The organism is Serratia odorifera (assembly GCF_041448735.1).
Lineage (GTDB): Bacteria > Pseudomonadota > Gammaproteobacteria > Enterobacterales > Enterobacteriaceae > Serratia_F > Serratia_F odorifera.
Genome location: NZ_JBGMUT010000015.1, coordinates 26,409 through 53,257, shown reverse-complemented (window position 1 = coordinate 53,257; position 26,849 = coordinate 26,409). Strand labels below are relative to the sequence as shown.

The 26,849-nt window shown below is 55.2% G+C and carries 25 protein-coding genes; 19 read left to right on the top strand and 6 right to left on the bottom strand.

What is annotated here, in order from left to right:
• Positions 1-97: 97 nt before the first annotated feature.
• Positions 98-943 (bottom strand): NADPH-dependent 7-cyano-7-deazaguanine reductase QueF, encoded by an 846-nt coding sequence (gene queF, locus ACCC84_RS21860; protein WP_004959189.1) that lies wholly within the window; start codon positions 941-943, stop codon positions 98-100.
• 63 nt (positions 944-1,006) lie between these two features.
• Here queF and syd point away from each other — a divergent pair, with 63 nt between their 5' ends.
• The gene (gene syd, locus ACCC84_RS21855) at positions 1,007-1,561 is read left to right on the top strand and encodes a SecY-interacting protein (RefSeq protein ID WP_039991806.1); all 555 of its coding nucleotides are present in this window, start codon (positions 1,007-1,009) and stop codon (positions 1,559-1,561) included.
• Between the two features lie 615 nt (positions 1,562-2,176).
• Here syd and ACCC84_RS21850 read toward each other — a convergent pair.
• Positions 2,177-3,415, bottom strand: coding sequence for an MFS transporter (locus tag ACCC84_RS21850; RefSeq protein ID WP_039991808.1), 1,239 nt, complete (start codon positions 3,413-3,415; stop codon positions 2,177-2,179).
• A 183-nt stretch (positions 3,416-3,598) separates the two neighbouring features.
• On the opposite strand from ACCC84_RS21850, the gene ACCC84_RS21845 reads away from it, so the two are divergent.
• Genes ACCC84_RS21845 through ACCC84_RS21835 form a run of 3 tightly spaced genes read left to right on the top strand, consistent with a single transcriptional unit; the run spans position 3,599 to position 5,182 of the window.
• The gene (locus tag ACCC84_RS21845; RefSeq protein ID WP_039992590.1) at positions 3,599-3,928 is read left to right on the top strand and encodes a YqcC family protein; all 330 of its coding nucleotides are present in this window, start codon (positions 3,599-3,601) and stop codon (positions 3,926-3,928) included.
• Positions 3,928-4,701: a tRNA pseudouridine(65) synthase TruC gene (gene truC, locus ACCC84_RS21840; RefSeq protein ID WP_004959198.1), complete on the top strand. Its 774-nt coding sequence runs from the start codon at positions 3,928-3,930 to the stop codon at positions 4,699-4,701. The genes ACCC84_RS21845 and truC overlap by 1 nt, the downstream gene beginning before the upstream one ends.
• A gap of 31 nt (positions 4,702-4,732) precedes the next feature.
• Entirely contained in the window at positions 4,733-5,182 is a 450-nt protein-coding gene (locus tag ACCC84_RS21835) for a flavodoxin (protein ID WP_371902327.1), read from the top strand.
• A gap of 772 nt (positions 5,183-5,954) precedes the next feature.
• Here the strand turns inward: ACCC84_RS21835 and ACCC84_RS21830 are convergent.
• The 4 genes from ACCC84_RS21830 to map all read right to left on the bottom strand — a co-directional run bounded on the left by ACCC84_RS21830 (position 5,955) and on the right by map (position 10,992).
• Positions 5,955-6,344 (bottom strand): DUF3461 family protein, encoded by a 390-nt coding sequence (locus ACCC84_RS21830; RefSeq protein WP_004959202.1) that lies wholly within the window; start codon positions 6,342-6,344, stop codon positions 5,955-5,957.
• Between the two features lie 115 nt (positions 6,345-6,459).
• Positions 6,460-7,284, bottom strand: a complete 825-nt coding sequence (dapD, locus tag ACCC84_RS21825; RefSeq protein WP_004959206.1) for a 2,3,4,5-tetrahydropyridine-2,6-dicarboxylate N-succinyltransferase — start codon at positions 7,282-7,284, stop codon at positions 6,460-6,462.
• Positions 7,285-7,450: 166 nt separating this feature from the next.
• Positions 7,451-10,129: a bifunctional uridylyltransferase/uridylyl-removing protein GlnD gene (glnD, locus tag ACCC84_RS21820; RefSeq protein ID WP_039992591.1), complete on the bottom strand. Its 2,679-nt coding sequence runs from the start codon at positions 10,127-10,129 to the stop codon at positions 7,451-7,453.
• A gap of 68 nt (positions 10,130-10,197) precedes the next feature.
• On the bottom strand, positions 10,198-10,992 hold the full coding sequence (map, locus tag ACCC84_RS21815) for a type I methionyl aminopeptidase (RefSeq protein ID WP_004959210.1): 795 nt from the start codon (positions 10,990-10,992) through the stop codon (positions 10,198-10,200).
• 368 nt (positions 10,993-11,360) lie between these two features.
• On the opposite strand from map, the gene rpsB reads away from it, so the two are divergent.
• From rpsB to rnhB, 15 genes are all read left to right on the top strand, one after another.
• Positions 11,361-12,086 (top strand): 30S ribosomal protein S2, encoded by a 726-nt coding sequence (rpsB, locus tag ACCC84_RS21810; protein ID WP_004959211.1) that lies wholly within the window; start codon positions 11,361-11,363, stop codon positions 12,084-12,086.
• 256 nt (positions 12,087-12,342) lie between these two features.
• Positions 12,343-13,194 (top strand): translation elongation factor Ts, encoded by an 852-nt coding sequence (tsf, locus tag ACCC84_RS21805; protein ID WP_088499771.1) that lies wholly within the window; start codon positions 12,343-12,345, stop codon positions 13,192-13,194.
• A 184-nt stretch (positions 13,195-13,378) separates the two neighbouring features.
• On the top strand, positions 13,379-14,104 hold the full coding sequence (gene pyrH / locus ACCC84_RS21800; RefSeq protein ID WP_004959220.1) for a UMP kinase: 726 nt from the start codon (positions 13,379-13,381) through the stop codon (positions 14,102-14,104).
• A 243-nt stretch (positions 14,105-14,347) separates the two neighbouring features.
• Entirely contained in the window at positions 14,348-14,905 is a 558-nt protein-coding gene (gene frr / locus ACCC84_RS21795; protein WP_039991810.1) for a ribosome recycling factor, read from the top strand.
• 155 nt (positions 14,906-15,060) lie between these two features.
• Positions 15,061-16,257: a 1-deoxy-D-xylulose-5-phosphate reductoisomerase gene (gene ispC / locus ACCC84_RS21790; protein WP_039991811.1), complete on the top strand. Its 1,197-nt coding sequence runs from the start codon at positions 15,061-15,063 to the stop codon at positions 16,255-16,257.
• Between the two features lie 280 nt (positions 16,258-16,537).
• Complete coding sequence (gene ispU, locus ACCC84_RS21785) at positions 16,538-17,296, top strand: (2E,6E)-farnesyl-diphosphate-specific ditrans,polycis-undecaprenyl-diphosphate synthase (protein WP_004959232.1); 759 nt, start codon at positions 16,538-16,540, stop codon at positions 17,294-17,296.
• A gap of 9 nt (positions 17,297-17,305) precedes the next feature.
• Entirely contained in the window at positions 17,306-18,154 is an 849-nt protein-coding gene (gene cdsA, locus ACCC84_RS21780) for a phosphatidate cytidylyltransferase (protein ID WP_004959236.1), read from the top strand.
• 28 nt (positions 18,155-18,182) lie between these two features.
• Positions 18,183-19,538 (top strand): sigma E protease regulator RseP, encoded by a 1,356-nt coding sequence (gene rseP / locus ACCC84_RS21775; protein WP_039992593.1) that lies wholly within the window; start codon positions 18,183-18,185, stop codon positions 19,536-19,538.
• A gap of 35 nt (positions 19,539-19,573) precedes the next feature.
• Complete coding sequence (gene bamA, locus ACCC84_RS21770; RefSeq protein ID WP_004959239.1) at positions 19,574-21,976, top strand: outer membrane protein assembly factor BamA; 2,403 nt, start codon at positions 19,574-19,576, stop codon at positions 21,974-21,976.
• 159 nt (positions 21,977-22,135) lie between these two features.
• Positions 22,136-22,633, top strand: a complete 498-nt coding sequence (gene skp, locus ACCC84_RS21765; protein WP_039991812.1) for a molecular chaperone Skp — start codon at positions 22,136-22,138, stop codon at positions 22,631-22,633.
• A 4-nt stretch (positions 22,634-22,637) separates the two neighbouring features.
• Positions 22,638-23,660 carry a UDP-3-O-(3-hydroxymyristoyl)glucosamine N-acyltransferase gene (lpxD, locus tag ACCC84_RS21760; RefSeq protein WP_198773918.1) on the top strand — a complete coding sequence of 341 codons (1,023 nt, stop codon included), beginning with the start codon at positions 22,638-22,640 and terminating at the stop codon, positions 23,658-23,660.
• A gap of 174 nt (positions 23,661-23,834) precedes the next feature.
• Positions 23,835-24,290, top strand: a complete 456-nt coding sequence (fabZ, locus tag ACCC84_RS21755; protein WP_147415637.1) for a 3-hydroxyacyl-ACP dehydratase FabZ — start codon at positions 23,835-23,837, stop codon at positions 24,288-24,290.
• A gap of 3 nt (positions 24,291-24,293) precedes the next feature.
• Entirely contained in the window at positions 24,294-25,082 is a 789-nt protein-coding gene (lpxA, locus tag ACCC84_RS21750; protein WP_004959245.1) for an acyl-ACP--UDP-N-acetylglucosamine O-acyltransferase, read from the top strand.
• Between the two features lie 3 nt (positions 25,083-25,085).
• Positions 25,086-26,234, top strand: coding sequence for a lipid-A-disaccharide synthase (lpxB, locus tag ACCC84_RS21745; RefSeq protein WP_371902326.1), 1,149 nt, complete (start codon positions 25,086-25,088; stop codon positions 26,232-26,234).
• A complete protein-coding gene (gene rnhB, locus ACCC84_RS21740; protein ID WP_004959254.1) occupies positions 26,231-26,839 on the top strand; it encodes a ribonuclease HII in 609 nt (202 codons plus the stop codon). Before lpxB ends, rnhB begins: the two co-directional genes overlap by 4 nt.
• The last annotated feature ends 10 nt before the right edge of the window (positions 26,840-26,849 follow it).

Below are 26,849 nucleotides of genomic sequence, written 5' to 3'. Positions count from 1 at the left end.
GCTTTGCTGCGCTGGTCCTTATTTAACCTTACCGCTGTCCCCTGATTTTTACCAACGTAACGCTACCGTTAGCTCAGTTGTTGAGCAGCGCTTCGCATTATTGGCGTGCCAGACGGCCATGTGACGGTGAAAATTGCCCATTGCTGCGCCACGGATTGATGTCCAGCCCGCCACGGCGGGTATAACGTGCATAGACCGACAGCTGCTGCGGTTGGCAAAAACGCATGATGTCATTGAAGATACGTTCAACGCATTGTTCATGGAACTCGTTATGATGTCGGAACGACACTAAATAGCGCAGCAATGCTTCGCGATCGATCTGCGGGCCACGATAGCAGATCTGCACCGAACCCCAATCCGGCTGATTGGTGATCAGGCAATTCGACTTCAGCAGATGGCTGACCAGCGTTTCTTCTACCGTCTGCGTGCCGGCGGCATTTTGCAGATAATCGGCGTTGAACTGATAGTTGTCGATGGTGATGTTCTGCCGATCGATGCATTCGCCGCGCAAACCAGCGATAGGCTGACCTTCCAGCCGATCCAGCGGGTAGAGTGCCACCTCGATGCCGCCTTGCGCGCAGGCGGCCAGATCGCGTTGCAGGGTGTTGCGCACCGTTTCCCAGTCGGCAAAGCGCGTCTGGTTGAAGCTATTAAGGTACAGCTTAAAGCTTTTGGACTCGATCAGGTTCACGCTGGCGGCATCGAGGCTGATTTCTCCCACGGCAACCTGCGGCAGACCGTTGTTGTTCAGCCAGGAGAGTTCGTACAGTGTCCAGATGTCTGCACCGTGGAACGGCAGGTTGTCCGGATACAGGCCCAGAGGTTCACGGTTCATGCTGCGTGGCACCGGTTGCAGCAGCGCCGCGTCATAGTGGTCGTGATAGGCCGTCGGCTTGCCGAGCGTCAGGCCCGATAATGCCTGATGATCTTGATGAGAGGACATCTGCTGTCACCTTAAAGTTAGCGAGGTACAATGGCAGCCAGTTTAGCGTATGCGAGAGGAAATATGGATCATCAAGTAACGCACGCCCTGCGTGAATTTACCCAGCGCTATGTGGCGCTTTGGCAGCAGGAGCGCGGTCATGCGCCGGCAAGCTGCGAACTGTATGGCGTTGCTTCGCCATGCATCGTTGAAAACCGTGAGGACGCGGTGTTGTGGCTGCCGCAGCCGTTCACGCCTGCCGACGCGACGCTGGAAAAGGTCGAAACGGCAATGGCGTTGCGTTTGCAACCGGACATCCACGCTTTTTATACCCGGCAATTCGCTGGCGATATGAGCGCGCAGTTCGGCGAGCACCAGCTTTGTCTTTTGCAGGTATGGAGCGACGAGGACTTTATTCGCCTGCAGGAAAACCTGATCGGCCATTTGGTGACGCAAAAGCGCCTGAAACTGTCGCCGACGCTGTTTTTAGCCACTACCGACTCCGAGATGGCCGTGGTGTCGCTGTGCAACGTCAGCGGCAACGTGGTGCTTGAACAGTTTGGCAGCGATAAGCGTACCTTGTTGGCGGCCAGTCTGGGCAATTTTTTGGATGCATTGCGGCCAACATTGCGCGACTGAGGTTAAATCGTGCCGTGCCGTGTGAGAGATCTCTCACAAGAGTTGTGCGAGATCGCTTTTAATTTCATATCGCGTTAACGCAAAATTTGATTTATTGCCAGGTGTATCAAATAGTTAACTTTCTCTTAAGATAACTCTTGGCGCAATTTTTGACGTAATGCTTTTACAAGCCCTTGTGATCCGCATGGAATTAGGCGATCTTATGCCTACCGGATGGATGATGGTTGGAGCAGGATGCGTCAGGATGATGCAGGCTTCAGGATGAAGAAGTGGATGCACTCAGTGAAGAGTGACAGGGATGGCGTCAGGATGATGCTCAGGATGTTTCAGGCATGAAACCAGGGACACCTCCAGGATGGAGATTGAGAACCGGCACAGGATGGTCGGCGGGTCAGGAAGACCACGGAACCTCGTCAGGCTGACGTTTAAAGGAATACGGCAAGGATTGTCTGGTCAGGATGGCCGAAGGAAAAGTTTTCAAGGATTGAGCAGGGAGCACACTGCGTAGCGGGATAGCTATAAAACGAACCGGGGGCACTGTTAACGCAGTGCCCCCAATTTTTTGCCCGTCATAGCTCAGCGGGCGCCATGCCGTTGGCCGGCATGGCCTGCGGATCAGCCAATTGCCCCCAGGGTATCGCCATTGCCGTGCTTTTTCGGCAGCAGGCACAGTGTGGCGTAGATATCCAACAGATAGATGACTGCCAGCAGTGTGATGGCAGCGGTGAAGGAGACCTGCGTCACCAACGCGCCAATCACCAAAGGCCCAAGCCCGCCGACGCCACGCCCCAGGTTGAACAATATGTTCTGTGCGGTGGCGCGCACCTGTACTGGATAGATGTCTGAAATCAATGCGCCATAGCCGCCGATCATGCCGTTAACAAACAATCCCATCACCGCACCGGCGAACAGCATCAACAGCGGATCGCTGAGCTGTGCGTAACAGACCACCATCACCACCGCGCCAATTTGGTAAACCACAAAGATCTTCCAGCGCGCGAAGCGATCGGCCAGCACGCCGAACAGCCAGATACCGAAGGTCATACCGATGACCGTAACGGCGGTCCAGATACCGGATTTGGTTAACGAGAAGCCAAAGTTTTTGGCCAGATAGGTCGGCATCCATATCATCAGGCCGTAATAACCGAAGTTTTGCACCGAACAAAGAATAAAAATACCGATGCTGGCGCGACCGGTGGCGCGATCCCTGAACAGCAGCCTGAGTCGCTGGGTAAAGGAGAGCGGCGTGTCGTCGCTTTTGTTACGGGCAAACTCTTCTGGTTCGCCCATGGTTCGACGGATCAGGAAGGACGCCAGCGCCGGCAGCAAACCGACGAGGAACATGCCGCGCCAGCCGATATGCGTTAGCAGCAGCGGCGTGAGAAAGGCGGCAGCCAGCACGCCGAGTTGCCAGCCCATACCGACGTAGGCCGATGCACGATTGCGTTTTTCTGCCGGCCAGGCTTCGGCGATCAGCGCCATGCCGATGCCGAACTCGCCGCCCAGACCGATGCCTGCCAGCGTCCGATAAGCCAGCAGATCCCAGTAACCGACCGCGACCGCGCACAAGCCGGTGAACAATGAAAACATCAGGATGGTGATGGTCAAAACGCGGATCCGGCCGAAGCGGTCGCTCAGATGACCGAAGATCACTCCGCCCAGCACCGCACCAATCAGTGTCCAGGTCACCAGTGAACCAGCTTCTGATGAGCTCAGCCCCAGTTCGCTGGAGATCACCGGCAGCATAAAGCCCAGGATAAGCAGATCGAAGCCGTCCATGGCGTAGCCCGTCACCGAGGCCAGCATCGCCTTGCCTGGGGTGGCGTGAGGTTTGGTTGAGATGTTAAGCGACATGAGTTTCATCTTGTGGGTGTATTTGGGCATCTATTGTGCCGTGCGCCGCTGAACGCCACCAGATGAAATTTCCCCTGGCGACGCTCGACATTGGCATTTGGGCTATAACAGGTTAAATGCTATGCTCTGCCGCCTTTCAGCCAGCGCGCTGATTACCATGGTTTAACCGGATCGGGAATGCAGATGAGTATACAAAATCAGGTTCGCCACGATTTGCAGGCGATAGAACAATCCATGCGGGATTTGGCGTTGTGGCAGGTGTCGCCGCCTGCGCCTGAAGCGTTCAGCAGCACCGAGCCATTTTGCGTCGACAGCATGTTGGCGGAAGAGTGGCTGCAATGGGTGCTGTTGCCGCGGATGTATGCGTTGCTGGACGCCGGTGCGCCGTTGCCGACCCGCTTTGCCATTACGCCGTATTTCGAGGAAGCGCTGAAAGACAAGCAGCCAAACTGTCTGCCGCTGCTGGTGCTGTTGCAGCGTCTGGACAATACGCTGAATAAAGAGCCCGGCTAATGCTTGAAATTCTTTATCAGGATCAATACCTGGTAGCGGTAAACAAGCCGGCAGGTTGGCTGGTGCACCGCAGCTGGCTCGACAGCCGTGAAACGGTCTTCGTGATGCAAACCGTGCGCGATCAAATTGGCCAGCACGTGTTCACCGTGCATCGTCTCGACCGCCCGACCTCCGGCGTGTTGCTGATGGCGCTATCCAGCGAGGTGGCCCACCTGCTGTCACAGCAGTTTGAGCAGCATCAGGTGCAGAAAACCTATCATGCGGTGGTGCGTGGTTTTGTTACGCAAGGCGCGCGGCTGGATTATCCACTGACCCAGGAAAGGGACAAGATTGCCGATAAGTTTGCCGAGCAGGACAAGGAGCCGCAGCCGGCGGTCACGCATTATCGGCCGCTGGCACAGGTCGAAATGCCGGTGGCGATTGGCCGTTATGACAGCGCACGCTACAGTCTGATGGAGCTGCAGCCGGAAACCGGGCGTAAACATCAGTTGCGGCGCCATATGACGCACCTGCGCCATCCGATTATCGGCGACAGCAAGCACGGTGACCTGCGGCAAAATCGCGGTATGGCACAGCATTTTGGCAGTTCGCGGCTGATGCTGCACGCCAGCCATTTGCAATTCACACACCCGGTGACCGGCCAGCCGTTATGCATTTCCGCGCGCTGGGATGACACCTGGCAGCGGGTAATGTCACAGTTTGGCTGGCTATCTGTGCTACCCGAGCTTGCCGGGGTTGAGTTTCCAACCGCGAGCGGTCAGGATAGCCGGTAATTTTTTACAGTTCAGGAAGGGAGTTGGAGCGATGGCTCAGGTCGGTATTTTCGTTGGAACGGTGTATGGCAATGCTTTGCTGGTAGCGGAAGAAGCGGAAACTATCCTTGGCGAGCAGGGCCACGAGGTCAAGCTGTTCGAAGAAGGCACGCTCGAAGCCTGGCAGTATTATCGCCAGCATTATGCGCTGGTGATTACCTCAACGACCGGACAAGGCGATTTGCCGGACAGCATCGCACCGCTGTTTGCTGCCATTCGCGATGAGGTTGGTTTTCAACCGGAACTGAAATATGGCCTGATCGCTCTCGGTGACAGCAGCTACGATAACTTCTGTGGCGCCGGTCGGGCGTTTGATGCACTGTTGCAAGAGCAGGGCGCGACCCGGATAGGCGAGATGCTGGAAATTGACGCCATAGAACTGCCGGAACCGGAAGTGGTGTCCTGCCCTTGGGTAGAGCATTGGGGCACGTTGCTGAAATAATAAAAAAGGCGCGTTAATCCATGATTCGCGCCTTAATTTATTCTGAACTTGAATTACCCGCGGCATTGTCCATTAACGCTGTTGCGACTCGAATTCCCACCCAGTGTTCCTGAATTATTATCACCACAATTTATATTATAAAATCGAGTCGCTTCAATCACGCCAGCTCCTATTCCAACACCCGCTGCTCCACCAGGTAAACCTTGAACGGCAACCACCTGCAATTGCTCCCGGTGTTGTATCACTCGTGACCGCTGAATAACCGCGGCCTTCATAGCCAGAATCGGTATCTCCACCGCGGACAAGGCCAATTTGATCAGGCTTGAGCTGCTGCATGCTCTTTATTTTTTTGGTTCTATCACATAAATAATGTATAGCTATCATCGAGGTGGCGACATAAATAAGAGTTGCTTTCAATGTATATTCAGCAGTGAGTTGATTGAGTGAAATATATAACCTAGAGGAATGGGAAGTAATAGGCTGATTAATTAAAATATATAAAAACAACGGATATTTTTATCGTTAACTGGCGTATGTTTTTTCGCTAATAAATATCCCACGGTATATCGATTGCCAGTGGAGTACTGGTCATAAAACAGAGCGTGGTTTATGGCATGGAAATAACGTTGTGACGCGATATATGATTAACCGGCTTTGATGTAAAGGAAAGGGTAAATTTGTCAGCGTCGACGGTGCATCATTTAACCGTCATTGCCAATACTCGGTTATAGCTGGTGAAACTAGCCCTCGAATAACCAGAGGGCTATAATTTTTACTTACCGCGGGTCAACTTCTCCAGATCGGATTCGATCTCGGCGATTTTGTTCGAGACCACGCCTTCCAGATGACGCAGATCTTCCAGGATCTTGCGTTTCAGATCGACTTCGACCTGATCGCGTTGGCACAGCTGGTCCAGTTCGTCGATCACATAGCGCAGGTTCGGGTTGATCTCGTGGATTTCCTTGTAACCCTGTCCTGCGTTGTCCGCCACCACGGTTTTGCGCTGACGTGGATATTTGAATTTCACGCTCTTGGCGAAGAACTCGCCTTTATCCTTGCGGAAATAAATCTTGAGAATATCGTTATTGGCTTCCTGTCGCAGGCTATAACGATCGACATCTTCCGGTTGATTTATACCCAAGCTTTTCAAGTTATCGTACATACAGCGCCCCTCTAATGGTGTTTATTTCACGGTTTATTATGGTGAAAAGACGGTACTGCGACTGTGACTGGCATCAAGGCAAAAAAATAGCGGGTGAATCACCCGCCGTTCAAGTTTAGTCGATAGTGCGTAATAACTCATTAATACCGACTTTACCGCGCGTTTTGGCGTCCACTTTCTTCACAATGACCGCACAGTACAGGCTGTAGGAACCGTCTTTCGATGGCAGGTTGCCGGAAACCACCACCGAGCCGGCCGGTACGCGACCGTAATGCACTTCGCCGGTTTCGCGATCGTAAATCTTGGTGCTCTGGCCGAGGTAAACCCCCATGGAGATCACCGAGCCTTCTTCGACGATCACGCCTTCGACCACTTCCGAGCGTGCGCCGATGAAGCAGTTGTCTTCAATGATGGTCGGGTTGGCCTGTAACGGTTCCAGTACGCCGCCGATGCCGACGCCGCCGGACAGGTGAACGTTTTTACCGATCTGTGCGCAAGAGCCGACGGTAGCCCAGGTATCGACCATCGAGCCTTCGTCAACGTAAGCACCGATGTTGACATAGGACGGCATCAATACGGTATTGCGTGCGATAAACGCGCCCTGGCGTACGCTGGCCGGTGGCACAACGCGGAAGCCCTCTTGCTGGAAACGCGCTTCGTCGTAGTCGGCAAACTTCATTGGCACCTTGTCGTAATAGCGGGTTTCGGCACCGTCCATCACGATGTTGTCATTAATGCGGAAAGAGAGCAGCACCGCTTTCTTCAGCCATTGATGCGTGACCCACTGGCCGTCGATCTTTTCGGCCACGCGCAGCGCGCCGCTGTCCAATAGGCCGATGACCTGGTTTACCGCTTCGCGCGTGACGCTGTCTACGTTTGCCGGCGTGATGTCTGCACGGCGTTCGAAGGCGCTTTCAATAACGTTCTGTAATTGCTGCATTCTGTTCTCGTCCTGATAATGTTTAGCTAAAGGTTACTTGTTTACCCAAAAGATTTCGAGTGGCGGTTAGGCGGCAGCCGCACGAGTCCCCAGTACTTACGTCAGTAAGTGACTGGGGTGAGTAAGGGCAGCCAACAACGCTGCCGTTTGCAAGATGATGGGTATATCACATTTTATCGTTTGGATTGAGGGCCTCTGTCAACCGTTGTTCCAACTTTCTGCGCGTCTCGGCATTCAAGGCTCGCCGATCGCCGTCCGCCAGGATAAACAAGTCTTCAACCCGTTCGCCGATGGTGGAAATGCGCGCGCCGTGCAGTGAAAGCCCCAGATCGGCGAACACTTCGCCGACCCGGGCCAGCAGACCGGGCTGATCCAGCGCGGTCAATTCGAGGTAGCTACGCCGATCGGTGTGGGTTGGCAGGAAACTGGTTTCGGTCGGCACGCTGAAATGCCGCAGTTTTGACGAGGGGCGGCGCACCCGCGGCGGCTGGTAATCCCGTAGGGTAATGGCCTGCAGCAGCGCCTGCTGAATTGCTGCGTGGCGATCCTGCGCCAGTGGGCTGCCGTCCGGCTCCAGTACGATAAAGGTATCCATCGCCATACCGTCGCGATTGGTGAAGATCTGGGCGTCGTGCACGCTGAGATTGCGGCGATCCATTTCGCCGGCGACGGCGGCAAACAGGTAAGGGCGGTCCGGGCTCCAGATAAAGATCTCGGTGCCGCCGCGCGTCGCCTGCCGGCTGACCAGTACCAGCGGCTGGGTGGAGTCATGCACCAGCAGGTGGCGGGCATGCCAGGCCAGCTGGTTTGGCGAATGACGCAGGAAATAATCGGCGCGGCAACGGCTCCAGATGCGGTGCAGCGCCTCCTCGTCGATATTGTCCATGCGCAGCAGAGCCAGCGCCTGCAAACGGTGGTGGCGCACGCGCTCACGCAGATCCGGGCTGTTTTGCATGCCGCGACGCAGCTGTTTTTCGGTGGCGAAATACAGTTCGCGCAACAGACTCTGCTTCCAGCTGTTCCACAGTGTTTCATTGGTGGCGCAGATATCGGCTACCGTCAGGCACACCAGATAGCGCAGCCGCGTTTCGCTTTGCACTTCGGCGCTGAATTGCTGAATGACGGTCGGGTCCTGAATATCGCGGCGCTGTGCGGTGACAGACATCAGCAGGTGGCAGCGCACCAGCCAGGAAATCAGTTGGGTTTCGCGCGAGTTCAGGCCGTGCAGTTCGGCGAACTCGATCACGTCCTGCGCGCCGAGTATCGAATGATCGCCGCCGCGCCCTTTGGCGATGTCGTGGAACAACGCGGCGATCAGCAACAGTTCCGGATGCGGCAGGCGCGGATACAGTTCGACGCACAGCGGGTGGCGCGGGCGGGTCTCTTCATCGGCAAAGCTTTCCAGCTTTTGCAGCACGCGGATGGTGTGTTCATCTACAGTATAGGCATGGAACAGATCGAACTGCATCTGGCCGACGATTTTGCCCCACTGCGGCATGTAGGCCCACAGCACGCTGTGGCGATGCATTGGCACCAGCGCACGCGATACCGCGCCCGGATGGCGCAGGATCGCCATAAACAGTTCGCGCGCTTGTGCAATGGTACACAGCGGCTGTTTAAGATGGCGGCGCGCATGGCGCAGCTGGCGCACGGTCGTGGAATAGATGCCCTTGATCTCGCGGTTACGCACCATCAGGTAAAACATCCGCATAATGGCTTCCGGCTGGCGGATAAACAGCGTTTCATCACGCAGATCGATCAAGGCGCCGCGCAGTTGGAAATCATCGTTCAGCGGTCGCGGTTTTTCCGTGGCGTCCAGGGCCAGAATCGCCTCGTCAAACAGCTGCAGCAGCATGTGATTGAGTTCGCCGACGCGACGCGTCATGCGGTAGAAATCTTTCATCATGCGTTCAACCGGCTCGTTGCCTTCGCCTTGGTAACGCAGCAGTTGCGCCACGCTGAGCTGGCGGTCGAACAACAGCCGATTGTCGTAGCGCGTCAACATCAGGTGCAGCGCGAAGCGAATGCGCCACAGGAAGCTCTGGCATTCGTTCAGTTCGTTGCGTTCCGCCTGAGTCAAAAAGCCGAAGCCGACCATTTCGTCAAGCGAGGTGGCGCCGAAGTGACGGCGGGCGACCCACAGCAGGGTGTGGATATCCCGCAGGCCACCGGGGCTGCTTTTGATGTCGGGTTCCAGATTGTAGCTGGTGCCGTGATAGCGCTGGTGGCGCTCCTGCTGTTCGGCAATTTTTGCATGGAAGAATTGCGGCGACGGCCAGAAACCGTCGCTGAAAATGTGCTTCTGCATTTGCAGGAACAGCGCGACGTCACCGCAGATCATGCGCGATTCGATCAGATTGGTGGCCACGGTCAAGTCCGCCAGGCCTTCCAGCAGGCATTCTTCCAGCGTACGCACGCTGTGGCCGACTTCCAGTTTCAGATCCCACAGCAGGGTGATGAATTCGCCGACGCGTGCCGCCTGGCCGTCGTTGAGGCGTTGCTGGCTCAGCACCAGCACATCAATGTCCGACAAGGGATGCAGTTCACCGCGGCCGTAGCCGCCGACCGCGACCAGCGCGGTTTCGGTCAGCGTGTCGAAGCCGTAGAAGGTCCATAGCCGGCGCAACAGGCGATCGATAAACTCGCTGCGCGCCGCCACCAGGCTTTCGGCGCTCGAACCGGCGTCAAATGCCGCCGCCAGCCATAGCTGAAACTGTTCCAGCCGCTGTTTTAATGCGGCGCAGTTGATTTCCTCATCGCCGTAGACGTTGGGGTAGTCAGGTTGCATTGGTGCGGCCTGCGGAGAGGTTACCGGGGCGGTCTGTTCACGGAAGTTATCTGACATTTGATGGCCCATAAAAAAGGCCGGCGTAAGCCGGCCTGTCATGCATTCGCAGTGCGTTGACGCCGCACTTACATCTCATGCGTAATGATGTTGGGGATGGTGTCATCCTTGCGCAACGTCATTATTTCGCAGCCGTTATCAGTGACCACAATAGTATGCTCATACTGCGCCGACAAGCTGCGATCCTTGGTTTTTACCGTCCAGCCATCTTTCATGGTGCGGATACGGTAATCACCGGCGTTGACCATCGGTTCAATGGTGAACGCCATACCGGCCTGCAGCACCACGCCACCGTCGTCGGCGTCGTAATGCAACACCTGCGGTTCTTCGTGGAATACTTCGCCGATACCGTGCCCGCAATATTCACGCACCACGGAGAATTTTTCCGCTTCGACGAATTGCTGGATGGCTTTGCCCAGCGTGCGCAGGCGAATGCCCGGCTTGACCATTTTCAACGCCAGATACAGGCTTTCCTGCGTGACGCGGCATAGACGCTCACCCAGAATGGTCGGTTTGCCCACCAGGAACATTTTAGAGGTATCGCCATGCCAGCCGTCTTTGATGACGGTAACGTCGATGTTGACGATATCGCCGTCTTTCAGCGACTTGTCATCGCTTGGGATGCCGTGGCACACCACTTCGTTGACAGAAATGCACACCGATTTTGGGAAGCCGTGATAGCCCAGGCAGGCAGAGATGGCCTGCTGTTTTTCGGTGATGTACTGGTGGCAGATGCGATCCAGCTCGCCGGTGGTGACACCGGGTTTGACGTGGGGTTCGATGATTTCCAGCACTTCGGCAGCCAGACGGCCGGCCACGCGCATTTTTTGGATGTCATCAGGGGTTTTGATAGAAATTGCCATGAAATTCGTCCGCAGGAGTGTCGATAATGCCGACAACAATAAGAATAGGAAGCAGTCTCTTATGGTATCAGCCCGCCGATAGGCTGCCAAATTTCATTTGCGCGCGGCCTGGCCGCAACGCGACGATAATGCAACAAAAGTTGGAGTGTGTGGTCGGTTTATGGTATAAAGCGCGCCGGCGATCGGTGAGTTCGTTCTTGTGACGACGACAGATATGGCCGAAAATACTTTAACTGCACTCACATTGTGTAAATAACACACACGTATCGGCACATCCGCCGGGGTGCCTCGGGTGACATCGTCATGCTGGGGTCGGCGTTATGGGATACGTGGAGGCATAACCCCAACTAATCTATAGAGGTTTAATCATGGCAACTGTTTCCATGCGCGACATGCTCCAGGCTGGTGTACACTTCGGTCACCAAACCCGTTACTGGAACCCGAAAATGAAGCCTTTCATCTTCGGCGCTCGTAACAAGGTTCACATCATCAACCTGGAAAAAACCGTACCAATGTTCAACGAAGCTCTGGCTGAGTTGACCAAGATCTCTTCCCGTAAAGGCAAGATCCTGTTCGTTGGTACCAAACGCGCTGCAAGCGAAGCGGTAAAAGAAGCTGCAAACAACTGCGACCAGTTCTTCGTGAACCATCGCTGGTTGGGCGGCATGCTGACTAACTGGAAAACCGTTCGTCAGTCCATCAAACGTTTGAAAGATCTGGAAACTCAGTCTCAAGACGGCACCTTCGACAAGCTGACCAAGAAAGAAGCGCTGATGCGCACTCGTGAACTGGACAAGCTGGAAAACTCTCTGGGTGGTATCAAGGACATGGGTGGTCTGCCAGACGCTCTGTTCGTTATCGATGCCGATCACGAACACATCGCGATCAAAGAAGCCAACAACCTGGGTATCCCGGTATTCTCTATCGTTGATACCAACTCCGATCCAGACGGCGTTGACTTCATCATCCCAGGCAACGACGACGCAATCCGTGCAGTTAACCTGTACCTGACCGCCGTTGCTGCTGCCGTCCGTGAAGGTCGTTCTCAAGATCTGGCCGTTCAGGCGGAAGAAAGCTTCGTAGAAGCTGAATAATAAGGCAAGCTCGAACTCGAGCCCTTATTAACCAGGTATTGACATATGTTGGTTAGGGGGGCCCCTTAAAGGCCCCCTTTGCTTATCTAAATGAGAACCCTGCCCAAAAGATTTCGGGTTGCGGCAGAGCGGAGACTGCACGAATCTCCAGGCGCCTGGCGAGCCAGGTGGTCAAGGTGAGAAAAGGCAGCCAACGCCGCGGTGACGCGAAAGACGAAGGGTAAATCTCCGAGCGAGATAACCGAGGAATAAAGAAATGGCTGATATTACCGCTGCTCTGGTAAAAGAACTGCGTGAGCGTACCGGCGCAGGCATGATGGATTGTAAGAAAGCGCTGGTTGAATCCAACGGCGACATCGAGCTGGCAATCGAAAACATGCGTAAGTCTGGCGCGATCAAAGCGGCGAAAAAAGCAGGCAACGTGGCTGCTGACGGCGTGATCAAAACCAAGATCGAAGGCAACTTCGGCGTGATCCTGGAAGTTAACTGCCAGACCGACTTCGTTGCCAAAGATGCCGGTTTCCAGGCATTTGCTGACAAAGTGCTGGACGCAGCCGTTGCTGGCAAAGTAACCGACGTTGAAGTCCTGAAGGCACAGTTCGAAGAAGAACGCGTTGCTCTGGTGGCAAAAATCGGTGAAAACATCAATATTCGTCGCGTTTCCATTCTGGAAGGCGACGTGCTGGGCAGCTACCTGCACGGCGCGCGTATCGGTGTTCTGGTTGCCGCTAAAGGCGCTAACGAAGAACTGGTTAAACAAATTGCCATGCACGTTGCTGCCAGCAAGCCAGAATTCGTCAAGCCTGAAGACGTGTCTGCCGACGTGGTAGAAAAAGAGTACCAGGTTCAGCTGGACATCGCGATGCAGTCTGGCAAGCCGAAAGAAATCGCTGAGAAAATGGTTGAAGGCCGCATGAAGAAATTCACCGGCGAAGTTTCTCTGACCGGTCAGCCTTTCGTTATCGAACCAAGCAAAACCGTTGGCCAGGTGCTGAAAGAGCACAACGCTGACGTGATTAACTTCATCCGCTTCGAAGTGGGCGAAGGCATCGAGAAAGTTGAAGCCGACTTTGCTGCCGAAGTTGCAGCAATGAGCAAACAGTCTTAATGCCTGTTAATGGGACCGCCTCCGGGCGGTTCCATTTTATACCCCTCATAAAAAATGCTGTCGGGTATGTGTTACTCCAGCCAGATTTACACCGATGGCGGCCCTGCCGGGTTATACTCTGCGCAGGCGCATTTCATCGGCTGAAACCTCCAATACCATTACTGCTGCTTAGGACAGAATAACCATGGCAACCAATGCAAAACCCGTATATCAGCGTATCCTGCTCAAACTGAGTGGCGAAGCCCTGCAAGGCGCAGAAGGATTTGGTATCGACGCTAGCGTTTTGGATCGCATGGCTCAGGAAGTAAAAGAGCTGGTCGAACTGGGAATTCAAGTGGGCGTAGTTATTGGCGGTGGCAACCTGTTCCGCGGCGCGGGCCTGGCGCAAGCCGGCATGAACCGCGTAGTGGGCGACCACATGGGAATGCTGGCTACCGTGATGAACGGCCTGGCTATGCGTGATGCACTGCACCGTGCCTATGTGAACGCCCGCCTGATGTCCGCCATTCCGCTGAACGGCGTGTGCGACAACTACAGCTGGGCAGAGGCAATCAGCCTGCTGCGTAATAACCGTGTGGTTATCTTCTCTGCCGGTACCGGCAACCCGTTTTTCACCACTGACTCTGCTGCCTGCCTGCGTGGGATCGAAATTGAAGCCGATGTGGTGTTGAAAGCGACTAAAGTAGATGGTGTATACTCCGCAGATCCGGTTAAAAACCCGGATGCGACGTTGTACGAACAGTTAACCTATCAAGACGTGCTGGAACGCGAACTGAAAGTGATGGATCTGGCCGCCTTTACGCTGGCGCGCGATCACGGTCTGCCGATTCGCGTGTTCAACATGAACAAGCCGGGCGCGCTGCGCCGCGTCGTGATGGGCGAAAACGAAGGTACGCTGATCGGCAAATAATTGCCGTTCAACCTGATTTAGCGGGGAGTGACGGTGCGCCGCGCCGTCTGTTCCCCTTGAGTAAAATTCACGGGCTATAATTACCTACCCAAAGGATTTCACCGCGCATCTTGTCGGCAGTACGGGACTTCGGCGCTTGGAGCGTTAAGCGCCAGGATCAACGTTGCAGCCAGCGGTGATGTGCGATGGAATACCCAGGGGGAAAATGGCCTGCCAAGTAACCAGCTTTCAAGGGTTCGCAACGTGATTAACGACATCAGAAAAGATGCTGACACACGCATGGAAAAAAGCGTTGAAGCATTCAAAAACCAAATCAGCAAAATCCGCACCGGCCGCGCTTCGCCAAGCATTCTCGACGGTATTATGGTGGAGTATTACGGCGCTGCCACGCCGCTGCGCCAATTGGCCAGCATCACCGTGGAAGATTCCCGTACGCTGAAAATCAACGTGTTTGACCGCTCGCTGAGCCCGGCGGTCGAAAAGGCCATCATGTCTTCCGACCTTGGCCTGAACCCGTCGTCTGCCGGTTCCGACATTCGTGTGCCACTGCCGGCACTGACCGAAGAACGCCGTAAGGATCTGATCAAGGTGGTACGCGGTGAAGCAGAGCAGGGCCGTGTGTCGGTGCGTAACGTTCGCCGTGACGCCAACGATAAGATCAAGGCGCTGTTGAAAGACAAGGAAATCAGCGAAGACGAAGAACGTCGCGCGCAAGACGATGTTCAGAAAATGACCGATGCTTATATCAAGCTGGTCGATGCCGCTCTGGCAGATAAAGAAAAAGAGCTGATGGAGTTCTAATCGGCTTGCACGAGAAACAGGCGTCGCCCAGGCGGCGCTTTGTTTTTTGTGGCGCAGATCCCGTTACATCGTACTGAAAGATCATGACAACGGGTGTACAAGGTTTCACACTGGAACACCTCCGATCTCCTCAGACAGTTATTCAGAGCGAACTCATGAAGCAACTGACTATTCTTGGTTCCACCGGCTCTGTCGGCACCAGCACGCTGGCCGTTGTCAGGGAAAATTCCGAACGTTTCGCCATCAAGGCGCTGGTTGCCGGCCGCAATGTGGCGGTAATGGCAGAGCAGTGTCTGGAGTTCCGCCCGGCATATGCCGCCATGGCCGATGAAGCCTCCGCGCGGGAATTGCGCCGTATCCTGGCGGAAAACGGTGTCGCAACCGACGTGTTGGCAGGCGTGGAGGCAGCGTGCGAACTGGCGGCGCTGGACGACGTCGATCAGGTCACTGCCGCCATTGTCGGCGCTGCCGGGCTGCTGCCCACGCTGGCGGCGATCCGCGCCGGCAAACAGGTATTGTTGGCCAATAAGGAATCGCTGGTCACCTGCGGTCGCCTGTTTATGGATGCGGTACGCAAGAGTCGCAGCCAGTTATTGCCGCTCGATAGCGAACATAACGCCATTTTTCAGAGTTTACCTGAGAGCATCCAGCGACAGTTGGGGTACTCTTCATTAGAAGATCATGGTGTGTCACGCATCGTGTTGACCGGTTCTGGCGGCCCGTTCCGTACCCTGCCGCTGGCGCAGTTTGCCGCGGTGACGCCGGATCAGGCCTGTGCCCATCCAAACTGGTCAATGGGACGCAAGATCTCGGTCGATTCCGCCACCATGATGAATAAAGGTCTGGAATACATTGAAGCCCGCTGGCTGTTCAATGCTTCAGCCGAACAGATGGAAGTGATTCTGCATCCGCAATCGGTGATCCATTCGATGGTACGCTATGCCGACGGCAGCGTACTGGCGCAACTGGGAACCCCGGACATGCGTACGCCGATAGCCCATGCGATGGCGTATCCACAGCGGGTCAATTCCGGCGTCGCTGCCCTGGATTTCTGCCGCATTGGCGCGCTGACCTTCGCCGAGCCCGAGCGTGAACGTTATCCCTGCCTGCATCTGGCGATTGCTGCCTGTGATGCCGGGCAGGCGGCGACCACCGCGCTCAATGCCGCCAACGAAGTGGCGGTGGCGGCGTTTTTGCAGACGCAGATTCGCTTTACCGATATTGCCACGGTTAACCAAAAAGTCGTCGAAGGTTTGGCTTTGCAGGAACCGACGTGCGTCGACGCGGTCTTAGACATTGATCGTCAGGCGCGTGATGTGGCCACCGATCTGGTGCGGCAACTGCGCGCCTGATTGGCAATACGGTTCAATTTTGTTCGTAAATTGCGCGCACCGCCGTGGCCTGTTTGTTCAGGCCTCGCTGAGGTGATATAGTCTGCGCCACCTGCCAACGGTTATGCCGTTGAATAAAGGCCTGATTGGCGGTCGAAAAGCCATTTGCATTCCGAATATCATCGGCATGCTCAGGACGTGCAGACTGAAAAGCCGTGTCGGGCACACGGCTTTTTTTGCGCGCAAGGGCCTGTGCTCCGGAAAAGCTTTTGTGTTTCTATTGAGGAAATAAGTACGCGTTATGTCGTCCGAAAATCAACAAGAGGCTAATCCGTCCATCTTTGGGCCTCGTCATGTCGCCATCATTATGGACGGCAACGGACGCTGGGCTAAACGTCAGGGCAAGTTACGTGTCTTCGGTCATAAAGCAGGGGTGAAATCGGTGCGTAGAGCCGTTAGCTTTGCTGCCAGCCATCATTTGGATGCGCTCACGCTTTATGCCTTCAGCAGTGAGAACTGGAATCGTCCGGCACAGGAAGTCTCAGCGTTAATGGAGCTTTTTGTCCGAGCCCTGGACAGCGAAGTAAAAAGCCTGCACAAACATAACGTCAGGTTGCGCGTAATCGGCGATGTCAGCCGTTTCAGCGCACGTTTGCAGGAGCGGATCCGCCGCTCCGAGCAACTGACAGAAAATAACGATGGTCTTACGCTCAACATTGCTGCCAACTACGGCGGCCGTTGGGATATCATTCAGGGAGTGAAGCGCCTGGCCGAACGCGTGCAGGAAGGTTTACTGCGCCCGGACCAGATTAATGAAGAATTGCTGAGCGAGCAGGTCTGCATGAGCGAACTGACCCCGGTGGATCTGGTGATCCGTACCGGTGGTGAGCACCGCATCAGCAACTTTTTATTATGGCAAATAGCTTACGCCGAGCTTTACTTTACTGATGTACTCTGGCCTGATTTTGATGAACTTGTCTTTGAAGGTGCGCTGAATGCATTTGCACAACGTGAGCGTCGCTTCGGGGGAACAACACCTATCGGCGTCAATGCGTCCTAGGGGGAACTTTTGCTGAAGTATCGCCTCATAACTGCTCTGATTTTAATACCGATCGTTATCGCAGCGCTGTTTTTGCTGCCGCCGGTGGGATTTGCACTGGTAACGCTGGTTGTATGCATGTTAGCAGCCTGGGAGTGGGGCCAGTTGGCTGGTTTTGCTTCCCGTTCCCAACGAATCTGGTTAGCGATACTCTGCGGGTTCCTGCTGGCGTTGATGATGCTCAGCGTGCCTGCCTATCACCAGTCGGTACATCTGTTGCAGGTCGGTGGGCCGTTATGGGCGTCGATGGGCTGGTGGCTGGCGGCGTTGCTGCTGGTGCTGTTCTATCCGGGCTCAGCCGCCCTGTGGCGTAATTCGCGCCCGTTGCGGCTGCTGTTTGGCGTATTGACCATCGTGCCGTTTTTCTGGGGCATGGTGGCGTTGCGCCAGTTCGGCTATGAACAAAATCATTTTACCGGTGCCTGGTGGCTGCTGTATGTGATGCTACTGGTATGGGGAGCGGATTCAGGTGCCTACGTATTCGGCAAAATGCTGGGTAAGCACAAGCTGGCACCAAAGGTCTCGCCCGGAAAAACCTGGGAAGGGTTGATCGGCGGGCTGGTGACCTCGGCAGTTATTTCATGGCTGTTTGGCCGCTATGCGCCATTGAACGTGATACCGGCCACCTTGCTGGTCTGTTCAATCATTGCCGCGCTGGCATCGGTGCTGGGCGATCTGACCGAGAGCATGTTCAAACGCGAAGCGGGCATCAAGGACAGCGGTCATCTGATACCTGGCCATGGCGGGGTTCTGGATCGTATCGACAGTTTGACCGCGGCCGTGCCTGTATTTGCCTGCCTGATGCTGTTAGTGTTTTAATCCGTCGTTGACGGGGAGTGAAGGGATGATGTTCAGCGTGCTCTGGAACCTGGTAGCGTTTATTATTGCACTCGGTGTGTTGATCACCGTGCATGAGTTCGGGCACTTTTGGGTGGCTCGACGCTGCGGCGTCCGCGTTGAACGCTTTTCCATCGGCTTCGGCCGCGCCCTGTGGCAACGCACCGACCGGCACGGTACCGAATTCGTCATCGCGCTGATCCCGCTGGGCGGCTACGTGAAAATGCTCGACGAACGCGTCGAGACGGTCGCTCCGGAGCTGCGTCATCAGGCCTTCAACAACAAAACCGTCTGGCAGCGCGCAGCCATCGTCAGCGCCGGGCCGATAGCCAACTTTGTTTTTGCCATTCTTGCCTACTGGCTGGTGTTTATCATCGGCGTGCCCAGTTTCCGTCCGGTGATTGGCGAAATATCTCCTCAATCCATTGCCGCTCAGGCGCAAATTTCGCCGGGAATGGAACTAAAGTCGGTTGACGGTATCGAAACGCCTGACTGGGAATCAGTTCGTTTGGCGCTGGTTACCAAAATTGGCGATACGCAAACCGAGGTGGGTGTCGCGCCGTTTGGTTCGTCGCAGTTGGTGAACAAAACCCTGGATTTGCGCCAGTGGAGCTTTGAACCAGACAAGCAGGATCCGGTGGTCTCACTGGGCATTATTCCGCGTGGCCCGCAAATCGAATCGGTGCTTGCCGAAGTGCAAACCGGGTCCGCGGCGCAAAAAGCGGGTTTGCAAGCCGGTGACAGGATCGTTAAAGTCGATGGGCAGCTGTTGGGTCGTTGGCAAACGCTGGTGAAGCGCATTCACGACGGCCCCGGGCAACCGCTGGTTTTAGAAGTTGAAAGAAACGGCGCCCCCTTGTCTTTGACGCTGATACCGGATACAAAACCGGTGGGCGAAGGGAAAAGCGTGGGTTTTGCCGGCATTATTCCGAAGGTGTTGCCGCTGCCGGATGAGTACAAAACGATTCGCCAGTATGGGCCGTTCCCGGCGTTGTATCAGGCCGGGGACAAAACCTGGCAGCTGATGCGGTTAACGGTCAGCATGCTGGGCAAGTTAATAACCGGTGATGTAAAGCTGAATAACCTGAGCGGCCCGATATCCATTGCGCAGGGAGCAGGGGCGTCAGCCGGGGTAGGGTTCGTGTATTACCTGATGTTCCTGGCGTTGATTAGCGTTAACCTGGGTATCATCAACCTGTTCCCATTACCGGTGTTAGATGGTGGGCATCTCCTCTTCCTGGCGATAGAAAAGCTGAAGGGTGGGCCGGTTTCCGAGCGAGTACAGGACTACAGCTACCGCATTGGTTCGATCGTGTTGGTGCTGTTAATGGGTCTTGCACTTTTCAATGATTTTTCTCGCCTTTAGGGGCGGGGATAGGTTAGGAAGAACGCATAACAACGATGGCGATGAAAAAGTTGCTCATAGCGTCGCTGCTGTTTGGCAGCGCCACCGTATACGGTGCAGACGGGTTCGTAGTGAAAGATATTCATTTCGAAGGCCTGCAACGGGTCGCCGTCGGTGCGGCGTTACTCAACATGCCGGTTCGCGTAGGCGATACCGTCACTGACGATGATATCAGTAATACCATCCGTGCCTTGTTTGCCACTGGCAACTTCGAGGACGTGCGCGTACTGCGCGATGGTAATACCTTGATCGTTCAGGTTAAGGAACGCCCTACCATAGCCAGCATCACCTTCTCCGGTAACAAGTCGGTGAAGGACGATATGCTCAAGCAGAACCTGGAAGCCTCTGGCGTCCGGGTTGGCGAGGCGCTCGACCGCACCACGATCTCCAGTATTGAAAAAGGCCTGGAAGACTTCTATTACAGCGTCGGTAAATACAGCGCCTCGGTGAAAGCCGTGGTAACGCCGTTGCCGCGTAACCGTGTTGACCTGAAACTGGTGTTCACGGAAGGGGTTTCCGCCAAAATTCAACAAATCAACATCGTCGGCAACCATGCCTTCACCAACGATGAGCTGATTTCACGCTTCCAACTGCGTGATGAGGTGCCGTGGTGGAACGTGGTTGGCGATCGCAAATACCAGAAGCAGAAACTGGCGGGCGATCTTGAAACCCTGCGCAGCTTCTACCTGGACCGCGGTTATGCCCGCTTCAACATTGATTCGACGCAGGTCAGCCTGACGCCGGACAAAAAAGGCATTTACATCACCGTCAACATTACCGAAGGCGATCAGTACAAGCTTTCCGACGTGGTGGTGAACGGCAACCTGGCGGGCCATTCGGCCGAAGTCGCCCAGTTGACCAAAATCGAGCCGGGCGAACTGTACAACGGTAGCAAAGTGACCAAGATGGAAGACAACATCAAGAAGATGTTGGGCCGTTACGGTTATGCCTATCCGCGGGTACAGACCCAGCCTGAAATCAACGACGCCGACAAGACCGTCAAGCTGCACGTCAACATCGATGCGGGCAACCGTTTCTATGTGCGTCGCATCAAGTTTGAAGGCAACGACACCAGTAAAGATTCCGTTCTGCGCCGTGAAATGCGTCAGATGGAAGGGGCGTGGCTGGGCAACGATCAGGTCGAACAGGGCAAAGAGCGTCTGAACCGCCTGGGTTACTTTGAAACCGTTGACGTTGAAACCCAACGTGTGCCAGGCACCGCCGACCAGGTTGACGTGACCTACAAGGTCAAGGAGCGCAACACCGGTACCTTCAACTTCGGCGTCGGCTACGGCACCGAAAGCGGCGTCAGCTTCCAGGTCGGCGTGCAGCAGGACAACTGGCTGGGTACCGGTTACTCGGTTGGCGTCAGCGGCACCAAGAACGATTACCAGACCTATGCAGAACTGTCCGCCACCAACCCGTACTTCACCGTTGACGGTGTCAGTCTGGGCGGTCGTATCTTCTACAACGACTTCAAGGCGGATGATGCGGATCTGTCCGACTATACCAACAGCAGTTACGGTGTAGACGGCACGCTGGGCTTCCCGATCAACGAGAACAACTCGCTGCGCGCCGGTCTGGGCTATGTGCATAACAGCCTGTCCGACATGCAGCCGCAGATCGCCATGTGGCGTTATCTCGAATCGATGGGCCAGGATCCGAACACCACGGATCGCGCCAGCTACAAGGCTGACGATTTCACGCTGAACCTGGGCTGGACTTACAACAATCTGGACCGTGGTTACTTCCCGACCTCCGGTAACCGCACCACCTTGAACGGTAAAGTCACCATTCCTGGTTCTGACAACGAATACTACAAAGTGACGTTGGACAGCGTGCAGTACGTGCCGATCAACGACGACCGTACCTGGGTTCTGCTGGGGCGTGGCCGTCTGGGCTATGCCGACGGTCTGGGCGGCAAGGAAATGCCGTTCTACGAGAACTTCTATGCCGGTGGTTCAAGCACCGTGCGTGGCTTCCAGTCCAATACCATTGGTCCGAAGGCGGTGTACTACAATTCCAACTCCTACAGCTGCAGCAACGGCACCAAGATTTGTGGTTCCGACGATGCGGTGGGCGGTAACGCGATGGCGGTGGCCAGCATGGAGTTGATTACCCCAACGCCGTTTATCAGCGAGAAGTACGCCAACTCGGTGCGCACGTCGCTGTTCGTCGATGCGGGTACCGTGTGGGATACCAACTGGGATAGCAGTCAAACCACCGGTTATGACATACCGGACTACAGCAAACCGGGTAACATCCGTGTTTCCGCCGGTATTGCATTGCAGTGGATGTCACCGCTTGGGCCGTTGGTGTTCTCTTATGCCAATCCGCTCAAGGATTACGAAGGCGACAAATCCGAACAGTTCCAGTTTAACATTGGTAAGACCTGGTAACGGGTCTCATCTCTGGGTTTAGCAGTAGCTAAGAATCACAGGTGCCAGACCGTCGGCGGAGCAGAGAGAGATAAGTCTCATTGTGTCTTGAGATAAGTCTGGCAGATTGTGTATTTCAAGTGTCATATGACACAAACGGGTGATGGTAAGGAGTTTATAGTGAAAAAGTGGTTGTGTGCCGCAGGCCTCGGTTTAGCAATGGCTGCTTCAGCGGGCGTTCAGGCAGCTGACAAGATTGCTGTCGTCAACGTTTCCAGCATTTTCCAACAGTTGCCAGCACGTGAGACCGTTGCTAAACAATTGGAAAACGAATTCAAGGGCCGCGCGGGCGAACTCCAGAACATGGAACGCAGCCTGCAAACCAAAATGCAGAAGTTGCAGCGTGATGGTTCTACCATGAAGGCAAGCGAACGCAGCAAGCTGGAAAAAGACGTGATGGCTCAACGCGAGCAGTTCTCTCAGAAAGCCCAGGCTTTTGAGCAGGACAACCGTCGTCGTCAAATGGAAGAACGTAACAAAATCCTGAGCCGTATTCAGGATGCAGTGAAATCTGTTGCCAGCAAAGAAGGCTATGACGTGGTGATCGACGCTAACGCCGTCGCTTACGCAGGCTCTTCAAAAGATATCACTGCTGACGTGCTGAAACAGGTTAAATAACAACATGCCTTCAATTCGACTGGCTGATTTAGCACAGCAGTTGGATGCACAATTGCACGGTGATGGCGATCTCGTCATCACCGGCATTGCTTCTATGCATTCGGCACAAGCGGGCCAAATCACGTTTTTGTCAGACAGCCGTTATCAAGAGCGGTTGTCCTCCTGCCAGGCCAGCGCCGTGGTGCTGACCGAAGCAGATTTGCCTCACTGCCGCAGCGCGGCACTGGTGGTGAAAAATCCTTATCTGACCTACGCGCGCATGGCGCAATTGATGGACACCACGCCGGCTCCGGCTCAGGATATCGCGCCGAGCGCGGTGATTGCTCCTGACGCACAGCTTGGCGAGCATGTTGCCGTCGGTGCCAATGCGGTGATTGAGTCGGGTGCCGTACTCGGCGATAACGTGGTTATCGGTCCCGGGTGTTTTGTCGGCAAGAATGCACACATTGGCGCAGGTACGCGTCTCTGGGCTAACGTTACCGTTTATCATGAGGTGGTCATCGGGCAGCAGTGCCTGATTCAGGCCGGAACGGTAATCGGCGCTGATGGTTTCGGTTATGCCAACGAGCGTGGCAACTGGATTAAAATTCCCCAGTTGGGCACGGTGATTATCGGCGATCGCGTTGAGATTGGCGCCTGCACCACCATCGATCGCGGTGCCTTGGATAACACTCATATCGGGAATGGTGTTATCATTGACAACCAATGCCAGATTGCACATAACGTGGTGATTGGTGAGAATACTGCCGTTGCCGGCGGCGTTATCATGGCCGGCAGCCTGAAAATTGGCCGCTATTGCCAGATCGGTGGCGCCAGTGTGATTAATGGTCACATGGAGATTGCCGACAAGGTGGTAGTGACAGGAATGGGAATGGTTATGCGACCAATCACCGAACCTGGGGTATACTCTTCGGGCATTCCGTTACAACCCAACAAAGTTTGGCGTAAAACCGCCGCGTTGGTGATGAATATCGATGAGATTAGCAAACGCTTAAAAGCTGTCGAACGAAAAGTCGGAAAAGACTAATCACTGCCGTCCGCCTGAGCCTTACTGGGTAGAAAAACGAAACGCGTTGGTCGCTCTATGGCGGCCAAAAGCGCAAATAGTTGTTAATTTGCGGCCTGCCTGATGATCTCCTTTTTGGGGTCAACGCAGGCCGTGTTGTTGATGCCATCAGATTTTAGAGACAGGAAGAGTATTTTGACTATCGACACTCATACTCTAGATATTGCAGAAATTTTGGAACTGCTCCCTCATCGTTACCCATTCTTGCTGGTTGACCGTGTACTTGAGTTTGAAGAGCATAAATATCTGCGTGCGGTGAAGAACGTTTCCGTAAACGAGCCGTTTTTCCAGGGGCACTTCCCTGGCAAACCGATTTTCCCTGGCGTATTGATCCTGGAAGCCATGGCGCAGGCCACCGGCATTCTGGCCTTCAAAAGCGTGGGTAAACTGGAACCGGGCGAGCTATATTACTTTGCCGGTATCGACGAAGCGCGCTTCAAGCGCCCAGTGGTACCTGGCGATCAGATGATCATGGAAGTCACTTTCGAGAAAACCCGCCGTGGTCTGACGCGCTTTAAAGGCGTGGCGACCGTTGACGGTAAAATTGTCTGCGAAGCAACCATGATGTGTGCCCGCAGCCGGGAGGCATAATCCGTGATAGACAAAACCGCCTTTATCCACCCAAGCGCAATTGTTGAAGAAGGCGCCGTTATCGGCGCTGGCGTGCATATCGGTCCCTTCAGTTACGTCGGCTCGCAGGTGGAAATCGGCGAGGGCACGCTGCTGAAGTCGCACGTTGTGGTCAATGGCATTACCAGGATTGGCCGCGACAATCAGATCTACCAGTTCGCTTCCATCGGTGAAGTGAACCAGGATCTGAAATACGCCGGTGAACCTACGCGTGTCGAAGTCGGCGATCGCAATCGCATCCGCGAAAGCGTCACCATCCACCGCGGCACGGCTCAGGGTAGCGGCGTAACCAAAGTGGGTAATGACAACCTGCTGATGGTCAACGTACACGTTGCTCACGACTGCGTGGTGGGTAATTCCTGCATTCTTGCCAACAATGCAACGCTGGCAGGCCATGTGGAAATTGACGATCATGCGATCATCGGCGGTATGACGGCCATTCATCAGTTCTGCATTATCGGCGCACACGTGATGGTTGGCGGCTGCTCCGGTGTTGCACAGGACGTGCCTCCTTTTGTCATCGCACAAGGCAACCACGCTACGCCGTTCGGCGTTAACGCGGTGGGCCTGAAACGCCGTGGATTTGATAAAGACGAAATGCAGGCGATTCGCAATGCCTACAAGATCCTTTATCGCAGTGAAAAAACGCTGGATGAAGCGAAAGCGGAAATCGAAGCCCTGGCACAGCAGCAGCCGGTGGTACAGCAATACCTTGATTTCTTTAATCGTTCCACCCGCGGTATCATTCGCTAACCCATGTCTACGCGTCCATTGACTATCGGTTTGGTCGCCGGCGAAACGTCCGGTGATATTCTTGGCGCCGGATTGATCCGTGCGCTCAAGGCAAAACACCCTGACGCGCGTTTTGTCGGCGTTGCCGGCCCGTTGATGCAGGCCGAAGGGTGTGAAGCCTGGTATGAAATGGAAGAGCTGGCGGTGATGGGCATTGTGGAAGTGCTTGAGCGCTTGCCTCGCCTGTTGAAGATCCGCAAGGATCTTACCCGCCGCTTTAGCGAGCTTGCCCCCGATGTCTTCGTTGGCATTGATGCGCCGGACTTCAACATCACGTTGGAGGGACGTCTGAAGCAACGCGGTATTCGCACCATCCATTATGTCAGCCCATCAGTGTGGGCCTGGCGTCAAAAGCGCGTTTTCAAAATTGGCAAAGCGACCGATCTGGTATTGGCGTTTCTCCCTTTTGAAAAAGCGTTTTACGATCGTTTCAACGTTCCCTGCCGCTTTATCGGCCACACCATGGCCGATGCCATGGCGTTGCAGCCCGACAAGCTGGCGGCGCGCGCCACATTGGGCATTGACCCTCAGGCCCGCTGTCTGGCGTTGTTGCCGGGCAGTCGCGGTGCGGAAGTGGAAATGCTCAGCGCGGATTTCCTTAGAACTGCCCAGTTGCTGCGTACGCGCTATCCCGACCTGGAGATTGTGGTTCCGCTGGTCAATGCCAAACGGCGTGAACAGTTTGAACGCATCAAGGCGGAAGTAGCGCCGGAACTGCCGGCGCATTTGCTTGACGGCAAAGGGCGTGAGGCGATGCTGGCCAGCGACGCCGCGTTGCTGGCGTCTGGTACCGCCGCGCTGGAGTGCATGCTGGCAAAATGCCCGATGGTGGTCGGTTACCGCATGAAGCCGTTTACCTTTTGGCTGGCGGAGCGGTTGGTGAAGACCCCGTATGTCTCATTGCCGAACCTGCTGGCCGGGCGCGAAATCGTCACCGAGCTGTTGCAGCATGACTGCGTGCCGGGCAAGCTGGCCGCCGCGCTGCTGCCTCTGCTGGAAGACAGCCCGCAAGCGGAGCAGTTGAAACAGACATTCCTTGAATTGCACCAGAGCATTCGCTGTGGCGCTGACGAACAGGCCGCTCAGGCTGTGTTGGAGCTGGCAAAAGCATGATTGAACCCTTTGTTTATCCGACGGCGCAATGTATCGCCGGCGTAGACGAGGTCGGGCGCGGCCCGTTGGTCGGTGCGGTAGTGACTGCCGCAGTGATCCTCGATCCGGCACGTCCTATCGTTGGCCTGGCCGATTCCAAAAAGCTGAGTGAAAAACGTCGCCTGGCGTTGTACGACGAAATTATCGACAAAGCCCAGGCCTGGAGCCTTGGCCGAGCAGAACCTGCTGAAATCGACAGTTTGAACATTCTGCACGCCACGATGCTGGCGATGCAGCGAGCGGTGGCCGGTTTGGCGATAACGCCGGATCTGGTGCTGATAGACGGCAACCGTTGCCCGAAACTGCCGATGCGTTCGCAAGCGGTAGTGAAGGGCGATAGCCGGGTTGCCGAAATCAGTGCCGCGTCGATTCTGGCCAAGGTGACGCGCGATCGCGAAATGGCCGAACTGGATCTGTCGTTCCCGGCTTACGGCTTTGCCCAGCATAAAGGCTATCCGACCGCGTTCCATTTGGAAAAGCTGGCGCAGTATGGTGCGACGCAGCATCATCGACGCAGTTTTGCACCGGTAAGAAGAGCGCTGGAAGCCGCACCTTTTGCTGAATAAAATGTAACGT

Bases quoted from the DNA above. Each gene is read 5' to 3' on its own strand.
- rnhB (WP_004959254.1), top strand. From the start codon at position 26,231: ATGATTGAACCCTTTGTTTATCCGACGGCGCAATGTATCGCCGGCGTA.
- glnD (WP_039992591.1), bottom strand. From the start codon at position 10,129: ATGTCAGATAACTTCCGTGAACAGACCGCCCCGGTAACCTCTCCGCAG.
- tsf (WP_088499771.1), top strand. From the start codon at position 12,343: ATGGCTGATATTACCGCTGCTCTGGTAAAAGAACTGCGTGAGCGTACC.
- lpxD (WP_198773918.1), top strand. From the start codon at position 22,638: ATGCCTTCAATTCGACTGGCTGATTTAGCACAGCAGTTGGATGCACAA.
- truC (WP_004959198.1), top strand. From the start codon at position 3,928: ATGCTTGAAATTCTTTATCAGGATCAATACCTGGTAGCGGTAAACAAG.
- ACCC84_RS21830 (WP_004959202.1), bottom strand. From the start codon at position 6,344: ATGTACGATAACTTGAAAAGCTTGGGTATAAATCAACCGGAAGATGTC.
- ispC (WP_039991811.1), top strand. From the start codon at position 15,061: ATGAAGCAACTGACTATTCTTGGTTCCACCGGCTCTGTCGGCACCAGC.
- lpxB (WP_371902326.1), top strand. From the start codon at position 25,086: ATGTCTACGCGTCCATTGACTATCGGTTTGGTCGCCGGCGAAACGTCC.
- ACCC84_RS21845 (WP_039992590.1), top strand. From the start codon at position 3,599: ATGAGTATACAAAATCAGGTTCGCCACGATTTGCAGGCGATAGAACAA.
- ispU (WP_004959232.1), top strand. From the start codon at position 16,538: ATGTCGTCCGAAAATCAACAAGAGGCTAATCCGTCCATCTTTGGGCCT.
- queF (WP_004959189.1), bottom strand. From the start codon at position 943: ATGTCCTCTCATCAAGATCATCAGGCATTATCGGGCCTGACGCTCGGC.
- ACCC84_RS21850 (WP_039991808.1), bottom strand. From the start codon at position 3,415: ATGTCGCTTAACATCTCAACCAAACCTCACGCCACCCCAGGCAAGGCG.
- bamA (WP_004959239.1), top strand. From the start codon at position 19,574: ATGGCGATGAAAAAGTTGCTCATAGCGTCGCTGCTGTTTGGCAGCGCC.
- dapD (WP_004959206.1), bottom strand. From the start codon at position 7,284: ATGCAGCAATTACAGAACGTTATTGAAAGCGCCTTCGAACGCCGTGCA.
- pyrH (WP_004959220.1), top strand. From the start codon at position 13,379: ATGGCAACCAATGCAAAACCCGTATATCAGCGTATCCTGCTCAAACTG.
- map (WP_004959210.1), bottom strand. From the start codon at position 10,992: ATGGCAATTTCTATCAAAACCCCTGATGACATCCAAAAAATGCGCGTG.
- rpsB (WP_004959211.1), top strand. From the start codon at position 11,361: ATGGCAACTGTTTCCATGCGCGACATGCTCCAGGCTGGTGTACACTTC.
- ACCC84_RS21835 (WP_371902327.1), top strand. From the start codon at position 4,733: ATGGCTCAGGTCGGTATTTTCGTTGGAACGGTGTATGGCAATGCTTTG.
- rseP (WP_039992593.1), top strand. From the start codon at position 18,183: ATGTTCAGCGTGCTCTGGAACCTGGTAGCGTTTATTATTGCACTCGGT.
- syd (WP_039991806.1), top strand. From the start codon at position 1,007: ATGGATCATCAAGTAACGCACGCCCTGCGTGAATTTACCCAGCGCTAT.